Annotated in this window: 15 protein-coding genes; 13 read left to right on the top strand and 2 right to left on the bottom strand. The window is 54.8% G+C overall.

What is annotated here, in order from left to right; genetic code table 11:
* Nucleotides 1-203 precede the first annotated feature (203 nt).
* From B4056_RS03655 to B4056_RS03620, 8 genes are all read left to right on the top strand, one after another.
* Nucleotides 204-782, top strand: a complete 579-nt coding sequence (locus B4056_RS03655; protein ID WP_039382984.1) for a lipoprotein — start codon at nt 204-206, stop codon at nt 780-782.
* Nucleotides 783-837: 55 nt separating this feature from the next.
* Entirely contained in the window at nt 838-2,325 is a 1,488-nt protein-coding gene (ampG, locus tag B4056_RS03650) for a muropeptide MFS transporter AmpG (RefSeq protein WP_071668931.1), read from the top strand.
* Between the two features lie 436 nt (nt 2,326-2,761).
* The gene (gene cyoA / locus B4056_RS03645; RefSeq protein WP_039382982.1) at nt 2,762-3,685 is read left to right on the top strand and encodes a cytochrome o ubiquinol oxidase subunit II; all 924 of its coding nucleotides are present in this window, start codon (nt 2,762-2,764) and stop codon (nt 3,683-3,685) included.
* 4 nt (nt 3,686-3,689) lie between these two features.
* The gene (cyoB, locus tag B4056_RS03640) at nt 3,690-5,672 is read left to right on the top strand and encodes a cytochrome o ubiquinol oxidase subunit I (protein WP_039382981.1); all 1,983 of its coding nucleotides are present in this window, start codon (nt 3,690-3,692) and stop codon (nt 5,670-5,672) included.
* The gene (locus tag B4056_RS03635; RefSeq protein ID WP_039382980.1) at nt 5,672-6,286 is read left to right on the top strand and encodes a cytochrome o ubiquinol oxidase subunit III; all 615 of its coding nucleotides are present in this window, start codon (nt 5,672-5,674) and stop codon (nt 6,284-6,286) included. The genes cyoB and B4056_RS03635 overlap by 1 nt, the downstream gene beginning before the upstream one ends.
* Complete coding sequence (locus B4056_RS03630) at nt 6,286-6,615, top strand: cytochrome o ubiquinol oxidase subunit IV (RefSeq protein WP_039382979.1); 330 nt, start codon at nt 6,286-6,288, stop codon at nt 6,613-6,615. The genes B4056_RS03635 and B4056_RS03630 overlap by 1 nt, the downstream gene beginning before the upstream one ends.
* A 13-nt stretch (nt 6,616-6,628) precedes the next feature.
* Nucleotides 6,629-7,516, top strand: a complete 888-nt coding sequence (gene cyoE / locus B4056_RS03625; protein ID WP_039382978.1) for a heme o synthase — start codon at nt 6,629-6,631, stop codon at nt 7,514-7,516.
* Between the two features lie 202 nt (nt 7,517-7,718).
* Nucleotides 7,719-9,083: an MFS transporter gene (locus tag B4056_RS03620; protein ID WP_094111498.1), complete on the top strand. Its 1,365-nt coding sequence runs from the start codon at nt 7,719-7,721 to the stop codon at nt 9,081-9,083.
* Between the two features lie 97 nt (nt 9,084-9,180).
* On the opposite strand, the gene B4056_RS03615 is transcribed toward B4056_RS03620, so the two are convergent.
* Nucleotides 9,181-9,672: a YajQ family cyclic di-GMP-binding protein gene (locus tag B4056_RS03615; protein ID WP_039382976.1), complete on the bottom strand. Its 492-nt coding sequence runs from the start codon at nt 9,670-9,672 to the stop codon at nt 9,181-9,183.
* A gap of 124 nt (nt 9,673-9,796) precedes the next feature.
* On the opposite strand from B4056_RS03615, the gene panE reads away from it, so the two are divergent.
* The gene (gene panE / locus B4056_RS03610; RefSeq protein WP_288653872.1) at nt 9,797-10,717 is read left to right on the top strand and encodes a 2-dehydropantoate 2-reductase; all 921 of its coding nucleotides are present in this window, start codon (nt 9,797-9,799) and stop codon (nt 10,715-10,717) included.
* Nucleotides 10,671-11,282, top strand: a complete 612-nt coding sequence (gene yajL, locus B4056_RS03605; protein ID WP_113654932.1) for a protein deglycase YajL — start codon at nt 10,671-10,673, stop codon at nt 11,280-11,282. The genes panE and yajL overlap by 47 nt, the downstream gene beginning before the upstream one ends.
* Nucleotides 11,283-11,494: 212 nt before the next feature.
* Here yajL and thiI read toward each other — a convergent pair whose 3' ends face one another.
* The gene (gene thiI, locus B4056_RS03600) at nt 11,495-12,943 is read right to left on the bottom strand and encodes a tRNA uracil 4-sulfurtransferase ThiI (RefSeq protein WP_039382973.1); all 1,449 of its coding nucleotides are present in this window, start codon (nt 12,941-12,943) and stop codon (nt 11,495-11,497) included.
* A 234-nt stretch (nt 12,944-13,177) separates the two neighbouring features.
* Here thiI and xseB point away from each other — a divergent pair, with 234 nt between their 5' ends.
* Genes xseB through dxs form a run of 3 tightly spaced genes read left to right on the top strand, consistent with a single transcriptional unit; the run spans nt 13,178 to nt 16,204 of the window.
* Nucleotides 13,178-13,420 carry an exodeoxyribonuclease VII small subunit gene (gene xseB, locus B4056_RS03595; RefSeq protein WP_039382972.1) on the top strand — a complete coding sequence of 81 codons (243 nt, stop codon included), beginning with the start codon at nt 13,178-13,180 and terminating at the stop codon, nt 13,418-13,420.
* A complete protein-coding gene (gene ispA, locus B4056_RS03590; RefSeq protein ID WP_039382971.1) occupies nt 13,420-14,319 on the top strand; it encodes a (2E,6E)-farnesyl diphosphate synthase in 900 nt (299 codons plus the stop codon). The genes xseB and ispA overlap by 1 nt, the downstream gene beginning before the upstream one ends.
* Before the next feature lie 19 nt (nt 14,320-14,338).
* Entirely contained in the window at nt 14,339-16,204 is a 1,866-nt protein-coding gene (dxs, locus tag B4056_RS03585; protein ID WP_113654933.1) for a 1-deoxy-D-xylulose-5-phosphate synthase, read from the top strand.
* Nucleotides 16,205-16,256 lie beyond the last annotated feature (52 nt).

Raw genomic sequence — 16,256 nt, 5'->3', positions numbered from 1 at the left:
TACTGCCCGGTAAAAATCAGAAAATATTCCCGCTCTGCAGCGCATCATAACCGGCAATCCGGGCGGGTCAACCTGCGGGTTTTCCTCCGGGCTGAAAAAAGCCTTTACAATCAATTTCCCGGTGGCTGGGGCTTTTTTCACCTCGCTGCAATGCTATGATGACGCCGGATTTATCTCCCAACCTAACGCTAATGAGAATGAGTATGTTGAAAAAACTGTTATTCCCTCTGCTGGCTGCTTTTGTTTTAGCCGGCTGTGCCAGCAACAGTACAACCCTGAACATTCAGCCAAAGATCCAGCTGCCACAACAGGATCCGAGCCTGATGGGCGTTACCGTCAGCGTAAACGGTGCCGATCAGCGCAGCGATCAGGCGCTGGCAAAGGTTAACCGCGATGGACAGCTGGTTACGCTGACGCCATCACGCGACCTGCGTTTTCTGCTGCAGGAAGTGCTGGAGAAGCAGATGACCTCCCGCGGATATATGATTGGTCCGAACGGCGCAGTGGATCTGCAGATTGTGGTGAATGGCCTCTACGCTGACGTCACGCAGGGTAACGTGCGCTACAGCATCACCACGAAAGCGGATATCTCTATTATTGCCACGGCGAAAAACGGCAATAAGCAGGTGAAAAACTACCGTCAAACCTACAGCATTGAAGGCGCTTTCAATGCCACCAATGACAAGATCACCAACGCTGTGAATGCGACGCTGAGCGATGTGATCGCCGATATGGCGCAGGACACCAGTGTAAACAACTTTATTAAACAGAACGCACGCTAACCGCTCCGCTGTCATCTGCCCGGCCGTCTGTGCCGGGCACTACCTCAGGCTGGCTATGACCTCTCACTATCTGCGAATATTTACCCAACGTAACGCGGCGGTACTGCTGCTGCTTGGCTTTGCTTCCGGCTTGCCGCTGGCGCTGACCGCGGGCACGCTGCAGGCATGGATGACCGTAGAGAATGTCGACCTCAAAACTATTGGCTTCTTTTCTCTGGTAGGACAGGCTTACGTTTTCAAATTTCTCTGGTCGCCGGTGATGGACCGCTATACGCCGCCATTTCTGGGACGTCGCCGGGGCTGGTTACTGCTGACTCAGCTGGCGCTGATTGCCGGTATTGTTGCGCTCGGTTTTATGCATCCGGCTCAGGATTTAACGCTGCTGGCGGCCATCGCCGTGCTGGTCGCATTCTGTTCCGCCTCTCAGGATATCGTTTTTGATGCGTGGAAAACGGATATCCTGCCGCCGGAAGAGCGCGGCAGCGGCGCAGCGATTACGGTGCTGGGCTATCGCCTGGCGATGCTTATCTCCGGCGGGCTGGCACTCTGGCTTGCCGATCGCTATCTGGGCTGGCGCGCAACCTACTGGCTGATGGCGCTGCTGATGATCCCGGGGCTGATTGCCACGCTGCTGGCTCGTGAACCCGCTGCGGCTAAACGCGAGCCGCATACGCTGCGCCAGGCCGTTACGTTTCCTCTGGCGGATTTTTTTCAGCGTAACAATGCCTGGCTGCTTATCACCCTGATCATCCTTTATAAGCTGGGAGATGCCTTCGCGGCGTCGCTGACAACAACCTTTCTTATCCGCGGCGTCGGCTTCAGCGCGGGCGATGTTGGCCTGGTGAATAAAACGCTGGGGCTGCTGGCGACGATTATCGGCGCACTCTATGGCGGCGTGCTGATGCAGCGTCTGAGCCTGTTTCGCGCTCTGATGCTGTTTGGCATTCTGCAGGCCGTATCGAACGCCGCTTACTGGCTGCTGGCGGTTACCCCGCCCCACCTCTGGAGCATGGCCAGCGCGGTGTTTATTGAAAATCTGTGTGGTGGCATGGGAACAGCAGCCTTTGTGGCGCTGCTGATGACCATGTGTAATAAAGCGTTCTCTGCCACCCAGTTCGCTCTGCTCTCAGCGCTGGCTGCTGTTGGCCGCGTTTATGTGGGTCCGGCCGCCGGCTGGCTGGTTGAGCTATGGGGCTGGTCAGCTTTCTATGCGTTTACCGTTGTGGCTGCGCTACCGGGACTGCTGCTGCTGTGGCTTAGCCGCACCACGCTTCTTCAGATGCAGCAGAGCGGCACGTTTATTCCGCGTACCAGCTGGCCTGTGGGCTATCGCTGGATTGTCCGCCTGTTCACCGCAGGCTGCGCGTTACTGGGCTGCTGGCTGCTGACGCTGGCGCTAACAGCTGCAGGCGCAGAATCGCTGACTGCGCTGCTGACGCCACTGTTTGAGGCGGGCATCGGCATTGCCGTTCTGGCCGTTATGCTGGGCGTGGTACTCGACTGTCTGGCTCTGAGAAAAACCCACCGGCTCGCTGAGCGATAGCCAGACACTATTTGCAGGCGCTATTTATTTTGTTTAAAAATAGCACCTGCGAATTAGCGCAAATAGCATTTTTTTCATCGCGAAATAAAAACATTAATTTAACAACATCGGGCGATATTTAAATCCGGTGAGCAATCAGTTTGTGGAAAAATTATCGCTCAAATGATGCATAATTGTTAAATAAGTGAGCATTAAAAGTACGGTTTATGCTTTCCCTGTTTTTTCTGCGGTTTCTGTCATTGCTTTTTGTTATATTGCCGCCAACTGCTTGTCGCGGTTAATAATTTGTCACTCTGCGTAACATCTGTGACTCCCTTAGCAAAAGGTGTCAACACCCTTCTGACACATCCTTAAGCTGGTTTACACTGCATAAACCTTACCGTAAAATGCGCGCACACTTAAACGACAATAGAGCCCTTGTCATTGAGGTCGTTAAATGAGACTCATGAAATACAATAAATGTTTGGGGATTTTGTCATTAATCGCAGGCGCTGTATTACTCAGCGGCTGCGATAGTGCGTTGTTAAATCCCAAGGGACAGATTGCAATGGAGCAACGTTCACTGATTCTGACAGCCTTTGGCTTGATGATGATTGTCGTTATTCCGGCAGTCTTAATGGCTGTTGTGTTTGCCTGGAAATATCGGGCGACCAATACCGAAGCGAAGTACAGCCCTAACTGGTCACACTCTAACAAAGTGGAAGCCGTGGTCTGGACCATTCCGATCCTGATCATCATCTTCCTCGGCGTGCTGACCTGGAAATCAACGCATGCGCTGGAGCCGGCTAAACCGCTGGTCTCTGACGTTAAGCCTGTTGAGATCGATGTGGTTGCACTGGACTGGAAATGGCTGTTCATTTACCCGGAACAGGGTATTGCCACCGTTAACCAGATTGCCTTCCCGGCAAATACGCCAGTTAACTTCAAAATCACCTCTAACTCCGTGATGAACTCGTTCTTTATTCCTACGCTCGGCAGCCAGATCTACGCCATGGCGGGCATGCAGACCAAACTGCACCTGATCGCCAATGAGCCAGGAACGTTTGACGGTATCTCATCAAACTTCAGTGGTCGCGGTTTCTCTGGCATGAAGTTCAAGGCCATTGCAACTAAAGATGATGCGGAATTCCAGCAGTGGGTTGCCAAAGTTAAAGCGGCACCTAACACGCTGACCACCATGGATGAGTTTGAGAAACTGGCTTCGCCAAGTGAGAATCATCCGGTGGAATATTTCTCAACTGCGAATCCTGAACTTTTCAAGCAGATTATTGATAAGTTCAAGATGAGCCACGGGAAAATGGACATGTCACACGAAGGCATGGACATGAATCACGCCGCTGCTGCGGGAACCGGGGAATAATACGATGTTCGGAAAATTAACACTGGATGCAGTGCCGTACCATGAGCCTATTATCATGGTTACGGTCGCCGCTATCATCATTGGTGGTCTGGCGCTGGTTGCCGCCCTCACCTATTTTGGTAAGTGGAAGTATCTGTGGTCAGAATGGCTTACCTCCGTTGACCACAAAAAACTGGGTATCATGTATATCATCATGGCATTCGTCATGCTGCTGCGCGGCTTTGCCGATGCAGTAATGATGCGTACCCAACAGGTTATGGCTTCTGCCGGTGAGGCGGGCATTCTGCCTCCGCACCACTACGATCAGATCTTCACTGCTCACGGCGTGATTATGATCTTCTTCGTGGCAATGCCATTCGTTGTAGGTCTGATGAACATCGCGGTTCCGCTGCAAATCGGTGCCCGTGACGTTGCGTTCCCGTTCCTGAACAACCTGAGCTTCTGGTTTACCGCGGTCGGTGTGATCCTGGTGAACATCTCTCTGGGTGTGGGCGAGTTCGCACAGACTGGCTGGCTGGCTTATCCGCCGCTTTCTGGCGCGGAGTATAGTCCTGGCGTCGGGGTCGACTACTGGATCTGGAGTCTCCAGCTCTCAGGGATCGGGACCACGCTGACCGGTATCAACTTCTTCGTGACCATTCTGAAGATGCGTGCGCCGGGCATGGACCTGTTCAAAATGCCGGTCTTTACCTGGGCATCACTCTGCACCAACGTCCTGATCATCGCTGCGTTCCCGGTTCTGACCGTGACGCTGGCACTGTTGACGCTTGATCGTTACCTCGGCTTCCATTTCTTTACTAATGATATGGGCGGTAACATGATGATGTACGTCAACCTGATCTGGGTCTGGGGTCACCCGGAAGTGTACATCCTCGTTCTGCCGGTCTTTGGTGTCTTCTCTGAAGTTACCGCGACGTTCTCGAAAAAGCGTCTGTTTGGTTACACCTCACTGGTGTGGGCAACCATCGCCATTACCGTACTGTCGTTCATCGTCTGGCTGCACCACTTCTTCACCATGGGTGCGGGCGCTAACGTTAACGCCTTCTTCGGTATCATGACGATGATCATCGCGATTCCGACCGGGGTGAAAATCTTTAACTGGCTGTTCACCATGTATCAGGGTCGTATTGAGTTTAACTCAGCGATGCTGTGGACCATCGGCTTCCTGGTGACCTTCTCAGTCGGTGGTATGACCGGCGTACTGCTGGCCGTACCGGGCGCAGACTTTGTCCTGCACAACAGCCTGTTCCTGATTGCACACTTCCATAACGTTATTATCGGTGGTGTTGTCTTCGGTTGCATGGCCGGTGTGACTTACTGGTTCCCGAAAGCATTTGGCTTCACGCTGAACGAAACCTGGGGTAAACGCGCTTTCTGGTTCTGGATCATCGGCTTCTTTGTTGCCTTTATGCCGCTGTACGCACTGGGCTTCATGGGTATGACCCGTCGTCTGAGCCAGGATATCGATCCACAGTTCCACTCGCTGCTGGTTGTTGCAGCTGGCGGTGCGGCGCTGATTGCCTGCGGTATTCTGTGCCAGCTGGTTCAGTTCTGGGTATCGGTACGTGACCGCGATCAGAACCGCGATCTGACTGGTGACCCGTGGGGCGGTCGTACGCTGGAGTGGGCAACTTCTTCACCACCACCGTTCTACAACTTTGCTGTTATCCCTCATATCCACGAGCGTGATGCGTTCTGGGAAATGAAAGAGAAAGGCGAAGCGTACAAGCAGCCAGAAAAATATGAAGAAATTCATATGCCGAAAAACAGCGGCGCGGCCATTGTTATCGCTGCATTCGTAACAGTCTTCGGTTTCGCCATGATCTGGCATATCTGGTGGCTGGCGGGTCTCACTTTCCTGGGCACTATCGTGACCTGGATTGTGAAGAGCTTCGATGAGGACGTGGATTACTACGTTCCGGTTGCTGAAATCGAGCAGATCGAGAAGAAGCACTTTGATGACATCAGCAAAGCAGGTCTGAAATAATGTCGACTCAAACCGTAAAACACCACCACGACGCCCATGCGGAGCATGGGCATCACGATGCAGGAGCCAATAAAGTCTTTGGCTTCTGGATCTACCTGATGAGTGACTGCATTATCTTCGCAACGCTGTTTGCGACCTATGCAGTAATGGTCAACAACACTGCCGGTGGCCCGGCAGGTAAAGATATTTTCGAACTGCCGTTTGTGCTGGTTGAAACCGCGCTGCTGCTGCTGAGCTCCATTACTTATGGAATGGCAGTGATTGCGATGAACAACCAGAACAAAGGTTCGGTCATTGGCTGGCTGGCCCTGACCTTCCTGTTCGGTGCCGGATTTATCGGGATGGAAATCTATGAATTCCATCACCTGATTGCGGAAGGCTTCGGTCCAAACCGTAGTGGCTTCCTTTCTGGCTTCTTTACTCTGGTTGGTACGCACGGTCTGCACGTTACCTCTGGTCTGATCTGGATGGCGGTTCTGATGTTCCAGATCGCTAAACGTGGTCTGACTGAGAGCAACCGTACCCGTATCATGTGCCTGAGCCTGTTCTGGCACTTCCTGGATGTGGTGTGGATCTGCGTATTCACCGTTGTCTATCTGATGGGAGCCATGTAATGAGTCATTCTGTAAACGAACATGGTGCATCACACGGTAGCGTGAAGTCTTACATGATCGGCTTCATCCTCTCTATCATCCTGACGGCGATCCCGTTCTGGATGGTAATGGATGGCAGTGCCTCACACGGCACCATCCTGGGTGTGGTTCTGGTGTGTGCAGTGGTTCAGGTGCTGGTGCACCTGGTCTACTTCCTGCATCTGGACAGCAAATCAGAGGGTGGCTGGAACATGGTGGCCATTGTCTTCTCAGCAATCATCATTCTGATTGTTGTGATCGGTTCACTGTGGATTATGTGGAACCTCAACTACAACATGATGGCCCACTAAAGAGTCACGCGTAATGATTAAGCAATACCTGCAAGTAACAAAACCAGGAATTATTTTCGGAAATTTAATTTCTGTCATCGGTGGATTTCTGCTGGCCTCTAAAGGCAGCATCGATTATCCCCTGTTTCTCACCGCGCTGGCTGGCGTATCGCTGGTGGTCGCATCGGGTTGTGTATTCAACAATGTGATTGACCGCGATATCGACATCAAAATGGAGAGAACGCGGAACCGGGTTCTGGTCAAAGGCCTGATCTCGGCGAAAGTAAGCCTGGTTTATGCCACTGCGTTGGGTATTGCTGGCTTTGCGTTGCTGTATTTCGGCGCCAACCCGCTGGCCATGTGGCTGGCGGTCATGGGCTTCGTGGTCTATGTTGGCGTTTACAGCCTCTATATGAAGCGTCATTCGGTCTACGGAACGCTGATCGGCAGCCTCTCCGGTGCTGCGCCACCGGTAATTGGCTACTGCGCAGTCACTAACGAGTTTGATGCTGGCGCATTAATTTTACTGGCTATCTTTAGCCTGTGGCAGATGCCGCACTCCTACGCGATTGCCATCTTCCGCTTTAAAGATTACCAGGCCGCCAACATTCCGGTTCTGCCGGTTGTGAAAGGCATCTCTGTGGCGAAAAATCATATTACGCTCTACATTCTGGCGTTTATGATTGCCACGCTGATGCTCTCACTGGGTGGTTATGCGGGCTACAAATATCTGATCGTGGCTGCGGCGGTCAGCGTCTGGTGGCTGGGTATGGCACTCTCAGGTTACAAAACCTCAAACGATAAAGTCTGGGCGCGTAAACTGTTTGTGTTCTCTATCATCGCCATCACCGCGCTGAGCGTCATGATGTCAGTTGACTTCATGGCTCCCGCATCCAAAGACCTGCTCACTTACGTCTGGTAAGCGGGCACCGTCACTCTGAGAAAGGGCGCGATTTTCGCGCCCTTTCTTTTTGTTACCACTGCTTAAAAACAAATGTTTTACCCGCCCTCCCCTGCTCCCTAAAATGGGTGCTAAATGCCCGAAATAAATCGATTTGCAGCAACAGGGTGTTACTGGCTGCTGCAGCATGGTGCATGACAGGCAGACACTTACAGAGGTTGGAATGAACGACAATAAAATGACGCCGGTAGAGCTGCGCGCTACATGGGGTTTAGGTACCGTTTTTTCCCTGCGTATGCTCGGAATGTTTATGGTTCTGCCGGTACTTACTACTTACGGCATGGCGTTGCAGGGTGCCAGCGAAACCCTGATTGGTCTGGCAATTGGTATTTATGGTCTGGCACAGGCCATTTTTCAGATCCCCTTCGGGCTGCTTTCCGATCGTATCGGACGCAAGCCGCTGATTGTCGGCGGCCTGCTGCTGTTTGTCCTTGGCAGCGTGATCGCCGCCACGACAACCTCAATCTGGGGCATTATTCTTGGTCGCGCCTTACAAGGCTCCGGCGCTATTGCCGCCGCCGTAATGGCGCTGCTGTCCGATCTCACCCGTGAGCAGAACCGCACTAAAGCGATGGCATTTATCGGTATCAGTTTTGGCGTGACCTTTGCGATTGCCATGGTGGCCGGACCCATTGTCACGCACGCGCTGGGGCTGCATGCGCTGTTCTGGATGATTGCGCTGCTGGCAACGCTGGGTATCGTTATCACGCTGCTGGTCGTGCCGAATGCGCGCGGTCACGTGCTTAACCGCGAGTCCGGGATGGTAAAAGGCAGCATTCGCGCCGTGCTGGCCAATCCCAGACTGCTGAAGCTTAATATCGGCATTCTCTGTCTGCACGTGCTGCTGATGTCGAGCTTTGTCGCCCTGCCCGGCCAGTTTGAACTGGCAGGCCTCCCGGCAGCTGAGCACTGGAAAATCTATCTGGTGACCATGCTGGTTGCCTTTGTCGCCGTAGTGCCGGTCATTATCTACGCCGAAGTAAAGCGCCGTATGAAGCGGGTTTTTGTCAGCTGCGTGGCGCTGATTATCATTGCGGAAATCGTTCTCTGGGGAGCAGAAGGCCACTTCTGGACGCTGGTGGCTGGCGTGCAGCTCTTTTTCCTCGCGTTTAACGTAATGGAGGCCATTCTGCCCTCGCTGATCAGCAAAGAGTCACCGGCTGGTTATAAGGGCACCGCCATGGGTATCTACTCCACCAGCCAGTTTCTTGGAGTGGCGATTGGCGGCAGCCTCGGCGGCTGGATTTTTGGTCATATTGATGCGCAGACGGTATTTCTCATCGGAGCGATTATCGCTGCGGCCTGGCTGTTTGTTGCGATGTCGATGCAGGAGCCGCCTTACGTCAGCAGCCTGCGGCTGGTACTGAGCGACGCCGTGCTGGCCGTGCCGAATCTGGAAAAACGTCTGAAAGCTCAGCCTGGCGTGGCATCCGTATTTATCGTGCCGGAAGAGAAAAGCGCGTATATCAAAATCGACAGCAAAGTCACGAGCCGCGTTGAGATAGAGGCGCTGCTCGCCAGCTGCTGAATCTGAAGCCCGACCACTGCGTCGGGCTTTTTTTACAGCGATCTATCCGGCATGGTGCGCTGTCGATCTATCGCGGTACGGCGTGCGCCAGAGAGGATTAATCGCGGAAGTTTTTGAACTGGAATGGCTGGCCGAGGTTGCCACCGCGCACCAGCGCCATCGCGCCCTGCAGATCGTCGCGCGATTTGCCGGTCACGCGCAGTTCGTCGCCCTGAATCTGCGTCTGCACCTTAAGCTTGCTGTCTTTGATCAGCTTCACCAGCTTTTTGGCAACGTCGCTTTCAATGCCTTTTTTCAGTTTGGCTTCTACGCTCCAGCTTTTACCGCTGTGTTCAATCTCTTCCGGCACCTCAATCGCAGCGTTTTCAATACCGCGCTTCAGTAGCTTTTCACGCAGAATATCGACAATCTGCTTCACCTGAAAATCGGACTCGGTGGTGATTTTAATCGTCTCGTTCTTCTCATTCAGCTCAACGCTGGCTGTGACGTTACGAAAGTCGAAGCGGGTTGAGAGTTCACGGTTGGTATTTTCTACCGCGTTGCGGACTTCCTGCAGCTCGACTTCGGAAACGATATCGAAAGATGGCATCTTTTCTTCTCCTGATACTAAAGTGACATGCATAATACGCGTCTTGCTGCGCTAATAAAACACGCGGCAGCTCAAAGCTATACTGAGTATGTGATGTGAAAATACCCCGCCAGCAGGAGGCAGAATGAAAATTACCGTGCTGGGTTGCGGCGCGCTGGGGCAGGTCTGGCTGACTGCGCTGGCCCGTCAGGGTCACGACGTACAGGGCTGGCTGCGCGTGCCGCAGCCCTACTGTTCCGTTAACGTCACCGATCTGCAGGGCGAAGTGAGCAATCACACCTTTATCGCCAACGATCCGCTGTTTCTGGCGCGCAGCGACCTGTTGCTGGTTACCCTGAAAGCGCCACAGGTTTCGCCAGCGATTAAAAATCTTCAGAGCGTGCTGCGCGCGGACATGCCGGTTTTGCTGCTGCATAACGGTATGGGAACGCTGGAGGAGCTGCGCGATTTGACGCAGCCGCTGCTGCGCGGCATCACCACCCATGCGGCGATGCATGACGGGACAGTGATCCGCCACGTGGCGGCTGGCATCACGCATATCGGACCGGTCAGCCGTGACGCCGCGCCGTTGAGCCATCTCGCGGATCTGCTGCATCAGGCATTACCTGACGTTGCCTGGCATGATGATATTGCCTCCGCCTGCTGGCGCAAGCTGGCGGTGAACTGCGTTATCAATCCGCTAACGGTAGAGCATGAGTGCCTGAACGGCGCGCTGCGCGCCTGGCCGGAGCAGATCGATACGCTGTGCGACGAGCTGGCGCTGCTGCTGACGCGTGAAGGACAGCATATGGACGTGGAGACGTTACGCGCCATTATTTATGACGTTATCGACACGACTGCCGCCAATGTCTCTTCTATGCTGCAGGATATCCGTACACAGCGACAAACTGAAATTGATTATATTACCGGCTATCTGCTGCGCCGCGCGCGCAGTCAGGGCATTACGCTGCCGGAGAATAGCCGCCTTTATGATCTGGTAAAACGTAAGGAGTCACAATATGAACGCCAGCCCATCCGTACTGGTATGCCTCGCTCATGGCAGTGAAGAGACCGAAGCGGTCACCACCATCGACGTGCTGGTGCGCGGCGGCATCACTGTCACTACCGCCAGCGCAGAGAGTGACGGCACACGGGAAATTATATGCTCGCGCGGCGTGCGCCTGCTGGCTGATGCCCCTCTGGCAGAAGTGGCAGATAACGATTTTGACGCCGTTGTTCTGCCCGGTGGTCTGAAAGGTGCGGAGACGTTCCGCGACAGCCCGCTGCTGGTGGAAACGGTGCGCCAGTTTCATCTGACAGGCAAAATTGTGGCGGCTATTTGCGCAGCGCCAGGCACGGTACTGGTGCCGCACGATCTTTTTCCGGTCGGGAATATGACCGGCTTTCCGGGCCTGAAAAAGACAATTCCGGATGCGAAATGGATGGAGCGCCGCGTGGTATGGGATCCGCGCGTCAATCTGCTCACCAGCCAGGGACCGGGTACAGCGTTTGATTTTGCATTAAAGCTGGTGGATCTGCTGCAGGATAAAGAGACCGCACGCGAAGTCGCCTCACAGCTGGTGCTGGCGGCAGGCATTTATAATTATCAGGAGTTCGACGAGCGCGAATAAAGTGCGCCTCTGCGAATTCCGTTGCGCGAAATTAATTCCGGTATCCCCGTAGGGGGTGCATTAATGCGCCCCTGGGCCGAATCGGATGCCGCACATAAACCAGGGCGCCATTAATGGCGCCCCTACGAAGCCAGACGTAGGGGGCGCATTAATGCGCCCCAACAAATTCCGGTGATATCCCGGCGGATAATCCCGGTGGCGCCCCTGACGTGCTATGGGCGATAAACTTTCACGTTTGTAAAACCCTGCTCGTGCAGATAAAGCGCCTGCAGTTTGCTCATCACGCCACGATCGCAATAGAGCAGCCAGGTCCGATTCTGATCCAAATCGCCAAACTGCGTGCTGAGCTTATAGAACGGCAGCGACTTCACCTCCACGCCGCTGAGATCCAGCGGGGAAGCGTCCTGCTCGTCAGCGGCACGGATATCGAGCACCACATCGTTAGTGCCAAAAGAGTCCACGGTCTCTACTTCCACCACTTCTTCTTCGGTCTGTTCAGCAATCTCGCGGATATCGAGATTAGTCGCTTCCTGCACCACGCGCTGAAGAATATCGAAGTTGAAATTCTGCTCTTCCGCTTCAATTTTGCCTTTCACCGCTTTAACCGTCGGGCTCTTTGAGATAACGCCGCAGTATTCCGGCATGGTGCGGGCGAAATCTTCCGTACCGATCTGCCGCGCCACGTTAATAATATGCTCTTTATCGTGTGAAATCAGCGGACGCAGGATCAGCGTATCGGATGCGTTATCGATCAGGCGCAGGTTGGTCAGCGTCTGGCTCGATACCTGCCCCAGCGCTTCGCCGGTCACCAGCGCCTGTACACCGTAGCGCTCGGCAATCATTGACGCAGCGCGAACCATCATGCGCTTCAGCACCACGCCCATCTGCCCGTCATCAACGTTTTCCAGAATCTCGCCGACGACCGGCTCAAAATTGATGGCGACAAAGCGCACGCGGTGTGAGCGGCCAAAACGATTCCACAGATAGTGTGCTACCTGACGCACGCCAATCTCATGTGCCGCGCCGCCAAGGTTAAAGAAGCAGTAGTGCACGCGGCAGCCGCGTCGCATCAGCATGTAACTGGAGACACCGGAATCAAAGCCACCGGAGATCAGCGACATCACATCTTCCTGCGTGCCGATTGGAAAGCCGCCCAGCCCTTCAAAGCGACCGGTAATCAGCAGCAGACGATCGTCTTCAATCTCCAGATTAACTGTCTCATCCGGCTGCTTCAGCTGCACTCGCGCGCTGGCGATATGCTGATTCAGGCCGCCGCCTACATAGCGTTCCACATCCTGTGAACTGAAGCTGTGGGTGCCGCGACGTTTTACGCGCACGCTGAAGCTTTTATTTTCCAGGCGCTCACGATTCAGCGCCAGCGTCTGCTCAAAGATATCGTGCATATCTGTGTAAGCACGATCTTCAACGGCGAGCACGTGGTGGATACCAGGAATACGCGTCAGCTCATCCACTATGGTTTCACGCAGCGCTTCGTTTTTGGCGCGTACTTCAATGTGATCCCAGTGGCGCACCACCTTGATATCCTCATTCAGAGAACGCAGGGTATTGCGGATATTGCCGGTAAGAATTTTGATAAAGCGCAGCCGCACCGACTGACTTTTGATGGTGATTTCAGGGAAGAGCTTGATGATAAACTTCATGGCGACACAGCTTCGTTGGGCAAATAAGTGCTAAAATCATCAGCACTTAGCTGGTAAGATCATAATATTGCGGGGATCGCGAGAGCGTCCGCATCCGAGGCGCAAAAGTATACCACCTTTACTGCGTGACTGCTTCTGCTACCGCAATCACATTCAACATTTTGCTTATTATTCCCCGTCGGCTACCATGACCGATTGCACGAAGATGTCCCAAACTGTGAGTCGACACTGATTATGCCGAAAAAAGCCGAAGCGCCCGTGAGTTTTGAAACCGCCCTGCAGCAGCTGGAGCAGATTGTGAGCCGGCTGGAAAGCGGCGAGCTGCCGCTGGAAGAGGCGCTGAATGAGTTTGAGCGCGGTGTGCAGCTGGCGCGCAGCGGTCAGCAGACGCTGCAGCAGGCTGAACAGCGCGTACAGATCCTGCTGAGCGATGATAAAACGGCCGACCTTACCCCTTTTACGCCGGATAACGACTAATGGATTTTGTCCAGCTACAGCAAACCTATCATGAGCGCGTAAATCAGGCGCTGACACGTTTAATAGATCCACTGCCTTTTCAGAGTTCCCCGCTGGTGAATGCCATGCATTATGGGGCACTATTAGGAGGTAAGCGTCTGCGTCCTTTTCTGGTCTATGCCACCGGTGAAATGCTTAACGCCGACGCAGCCAGCCTTGATGCGCCTGCCGCCGCCACAGAGTGTATCCACGCCTATTCGCTGATCCATGACGATCTGCCGGCGATGGATGATGACGCGCTGCGCCGCGGACAGCCTACCTGTCATATTCGTTATGGTGAAGATACGGCCATTCTGGCGGGCGATGCGCTGCAAACGCTGGCCTTCTCTATTCTGGCTGATGAACCGATGCCGGGCGTCAGCGCGGCAACGCGCGTGAGAATGATCTCTGAACTGGCGCAGGCCAGCGGCGTTGCCGGTATGTGCGGCGGCCAGGCGCTGGATTTAGCGGCCGAAGGCAGACAGATCGATCTGGCGCAGCTTGAGCAGATCCATCGCCATAAAACCGGCGCACTGATCCGTCTTGCCGTGCGTCTGGGTGCGCTGGCTGCAGGCGAGCCGGCTCGCCTGGCGCTGCCGCTGCTGGACACCTATGCTGATGCTATCGGCCTGGCGTTTCAGGTGCAGGATGACATTCTGGATGTCACCGGCGATACCGCCGTGCTGGGCAAAACGCAGGGCGCCGATCAGGCGCTGGGCAAAAGTACCTACCCTGCCCTGTTAGGGCTAGAGGGCGCGCGTACAAAAGCGCAGGCGCTCTATCAGGAAGCTTTGGGGGCGCTGGAGATCCTCGCCGGCCAGGGCTATGACACAAGCGTATTACAAGCGCTGGCAAGCTTCATAATTGAACGCGATAAATAACTTTCATAATGAGTCTCTGATGAGTTTTGATATTGCAAAATACCCGACACTGGCGTTAGCAGGCACGGTGCAGGAATTACGTTTACTGCCGAAAGAGAAACTTCCGGCCCTGTGCGACGAGCTGCGTCAGTATCTGCTGGATAGCGTCAGCCGCTCATCCGGCCACTTTGCGTCGGGTCTGGGCGTTGTCGAGCTGACCGTCGCATTGCATTACGTCTACAATACTCCGTTTGACCATCTGGTCTGGGACGTAGGCCATCAGGCTTATCCGCATAAAATTCTGACCGGACGCCGCGATCGCATCGGCACCATCCGGCAGAAAAACGGCCTGCACCCGTTTCCGTGGCGCGGTGAGAGCGAATATGACGTCCTGAGCGTCGGACACTCTTCTACCTCCATCAGCGCTGGTCTCGGCATGGCGGTCGCCGCCGAGCGGGAAGGTAAAGGTCGCCGCACCGCCTGTATCATTGGCGACGGCGCAATTACCGCCGGAATGGCGTTTGAGGCGATGAACCATGCTGGCGATATCAAGCCCGATATGCTGGTGATCCTCAACGACAATGAGATGTCGATCTCGGAGAACGTTGGCGCGCTGAATAACCGCCTGGCGCAGATCCTCTCCGGTAAAACCTATTCGCGCCTGCGCGAAGGCAGCAAGCGCGTGCTGGACGGTCTGCCGCCGATTAAAGAGCTGGTGAAGCGCACCGAAGAGCATCTGAAAGGCATGGTGGTGCCCGGCACGCTGTTCGAGGAGCTGGGCTTTAACTACATCGGTCCGGTTGACGGCCATGATGTACTGACGCTGGTCAGCACGCTGAAGAATATGCGCGATCTTAAAGGTCCGCAGTTCCTGCATATCATGACCAAAAAAGGCAAAGGCTATGCGCCTGCAGAGCAGGATCCTATCGCCTGGCATGCCGTGCCGAAGTTTGACCCGGCCAGCGGCGCACTGCCGAAAAGCGTACCCGGTCTGCCGAGCTACTCGAAGATTTTTGGCGACTGGCTGAGCGAGATCGCCGCTGACGATCCGCGCATGATGGCGGTCACGCCGGCGATGCGTGAAGGCTCTGGCATGGTGAGTTATTCGCGCGCCTATCCGCAGCAATATTTTGACGTGGCGATTGCTGAACAGCACGCCGTGACCTTTGCTGCCGGCATGGCGATTGGCGGTTACAAGCCGGTCGTGGCGATTTACTCCACCTTCCTGCAGCGCGCTTACGATCAGGTGATCCACGATGTGGCGATTCAGCAGCTGCCGGTGCTGTTTGCTATCGACCGCGGCGGTATTGTCGGCGCGGATGGTCAGACGCATCAGGGCGCATTTGATATCGCCTATCTGCGCTGCGTGCCCGGCATGGTGATTATGACGCCAAGCGACGAGAATGAGTGTCGCCTGATGCTCTACACCGGCTATCACTATCAGGCGGGTCCGAGCGCGGTGCGCTATCCGCGCGGTACCGGTACCGGTGCCACGCTTGAGCCGCTTACCAGTCTGCCGCTGGGCAAAGGGGTGGTGAAGCGTCAGGGTGAAAAGCTGGCGATCCTCAATTTCGGCACGCTGCTGCCGGATGCGCAGGCCGCGGCTGAAGCACTGAACGCCACGCTGGTAGATATGCGCTTTGTGAAACCGCTGGATGAAACCCTGATTTGCGAGCTGGCGCAGAGCCATGATGCGCTGGTGACGCTGGAAGAAGGTGCCATCATGGGTGGCGCCGGCAGCGGCGTAAATGAGTTTGTGATGGCGAAACGCCTGGCCGTGCCGGTGCTCAACCTTGGCCTGCCAGATGAGTTTATTCCACAGGGTACTCAGGAAGAGGTGCGTCACGACTATCAACTGGATGCCGCCGGCATTCAGCAGCAGATCGCTGCCTGGCTCGCGCAATAACTCCCCTCTTCGCTCCTGCTGCTATGCTTACGGAATCCTTTTCCCACGCATA

This window comes from Pantoea sp. UBA7232, from assembly GCF_002473195.1.
Classification (GTDB): Bacteria; Pseudomonadota; Gammaproteobacteria; order Enterobacterales; family Enterobacteriaceae; genus Pantoea; species Pantoea eucrina.
This window is presented reverse-complemented; position numbering and strand designations above follow the sequence as displayed.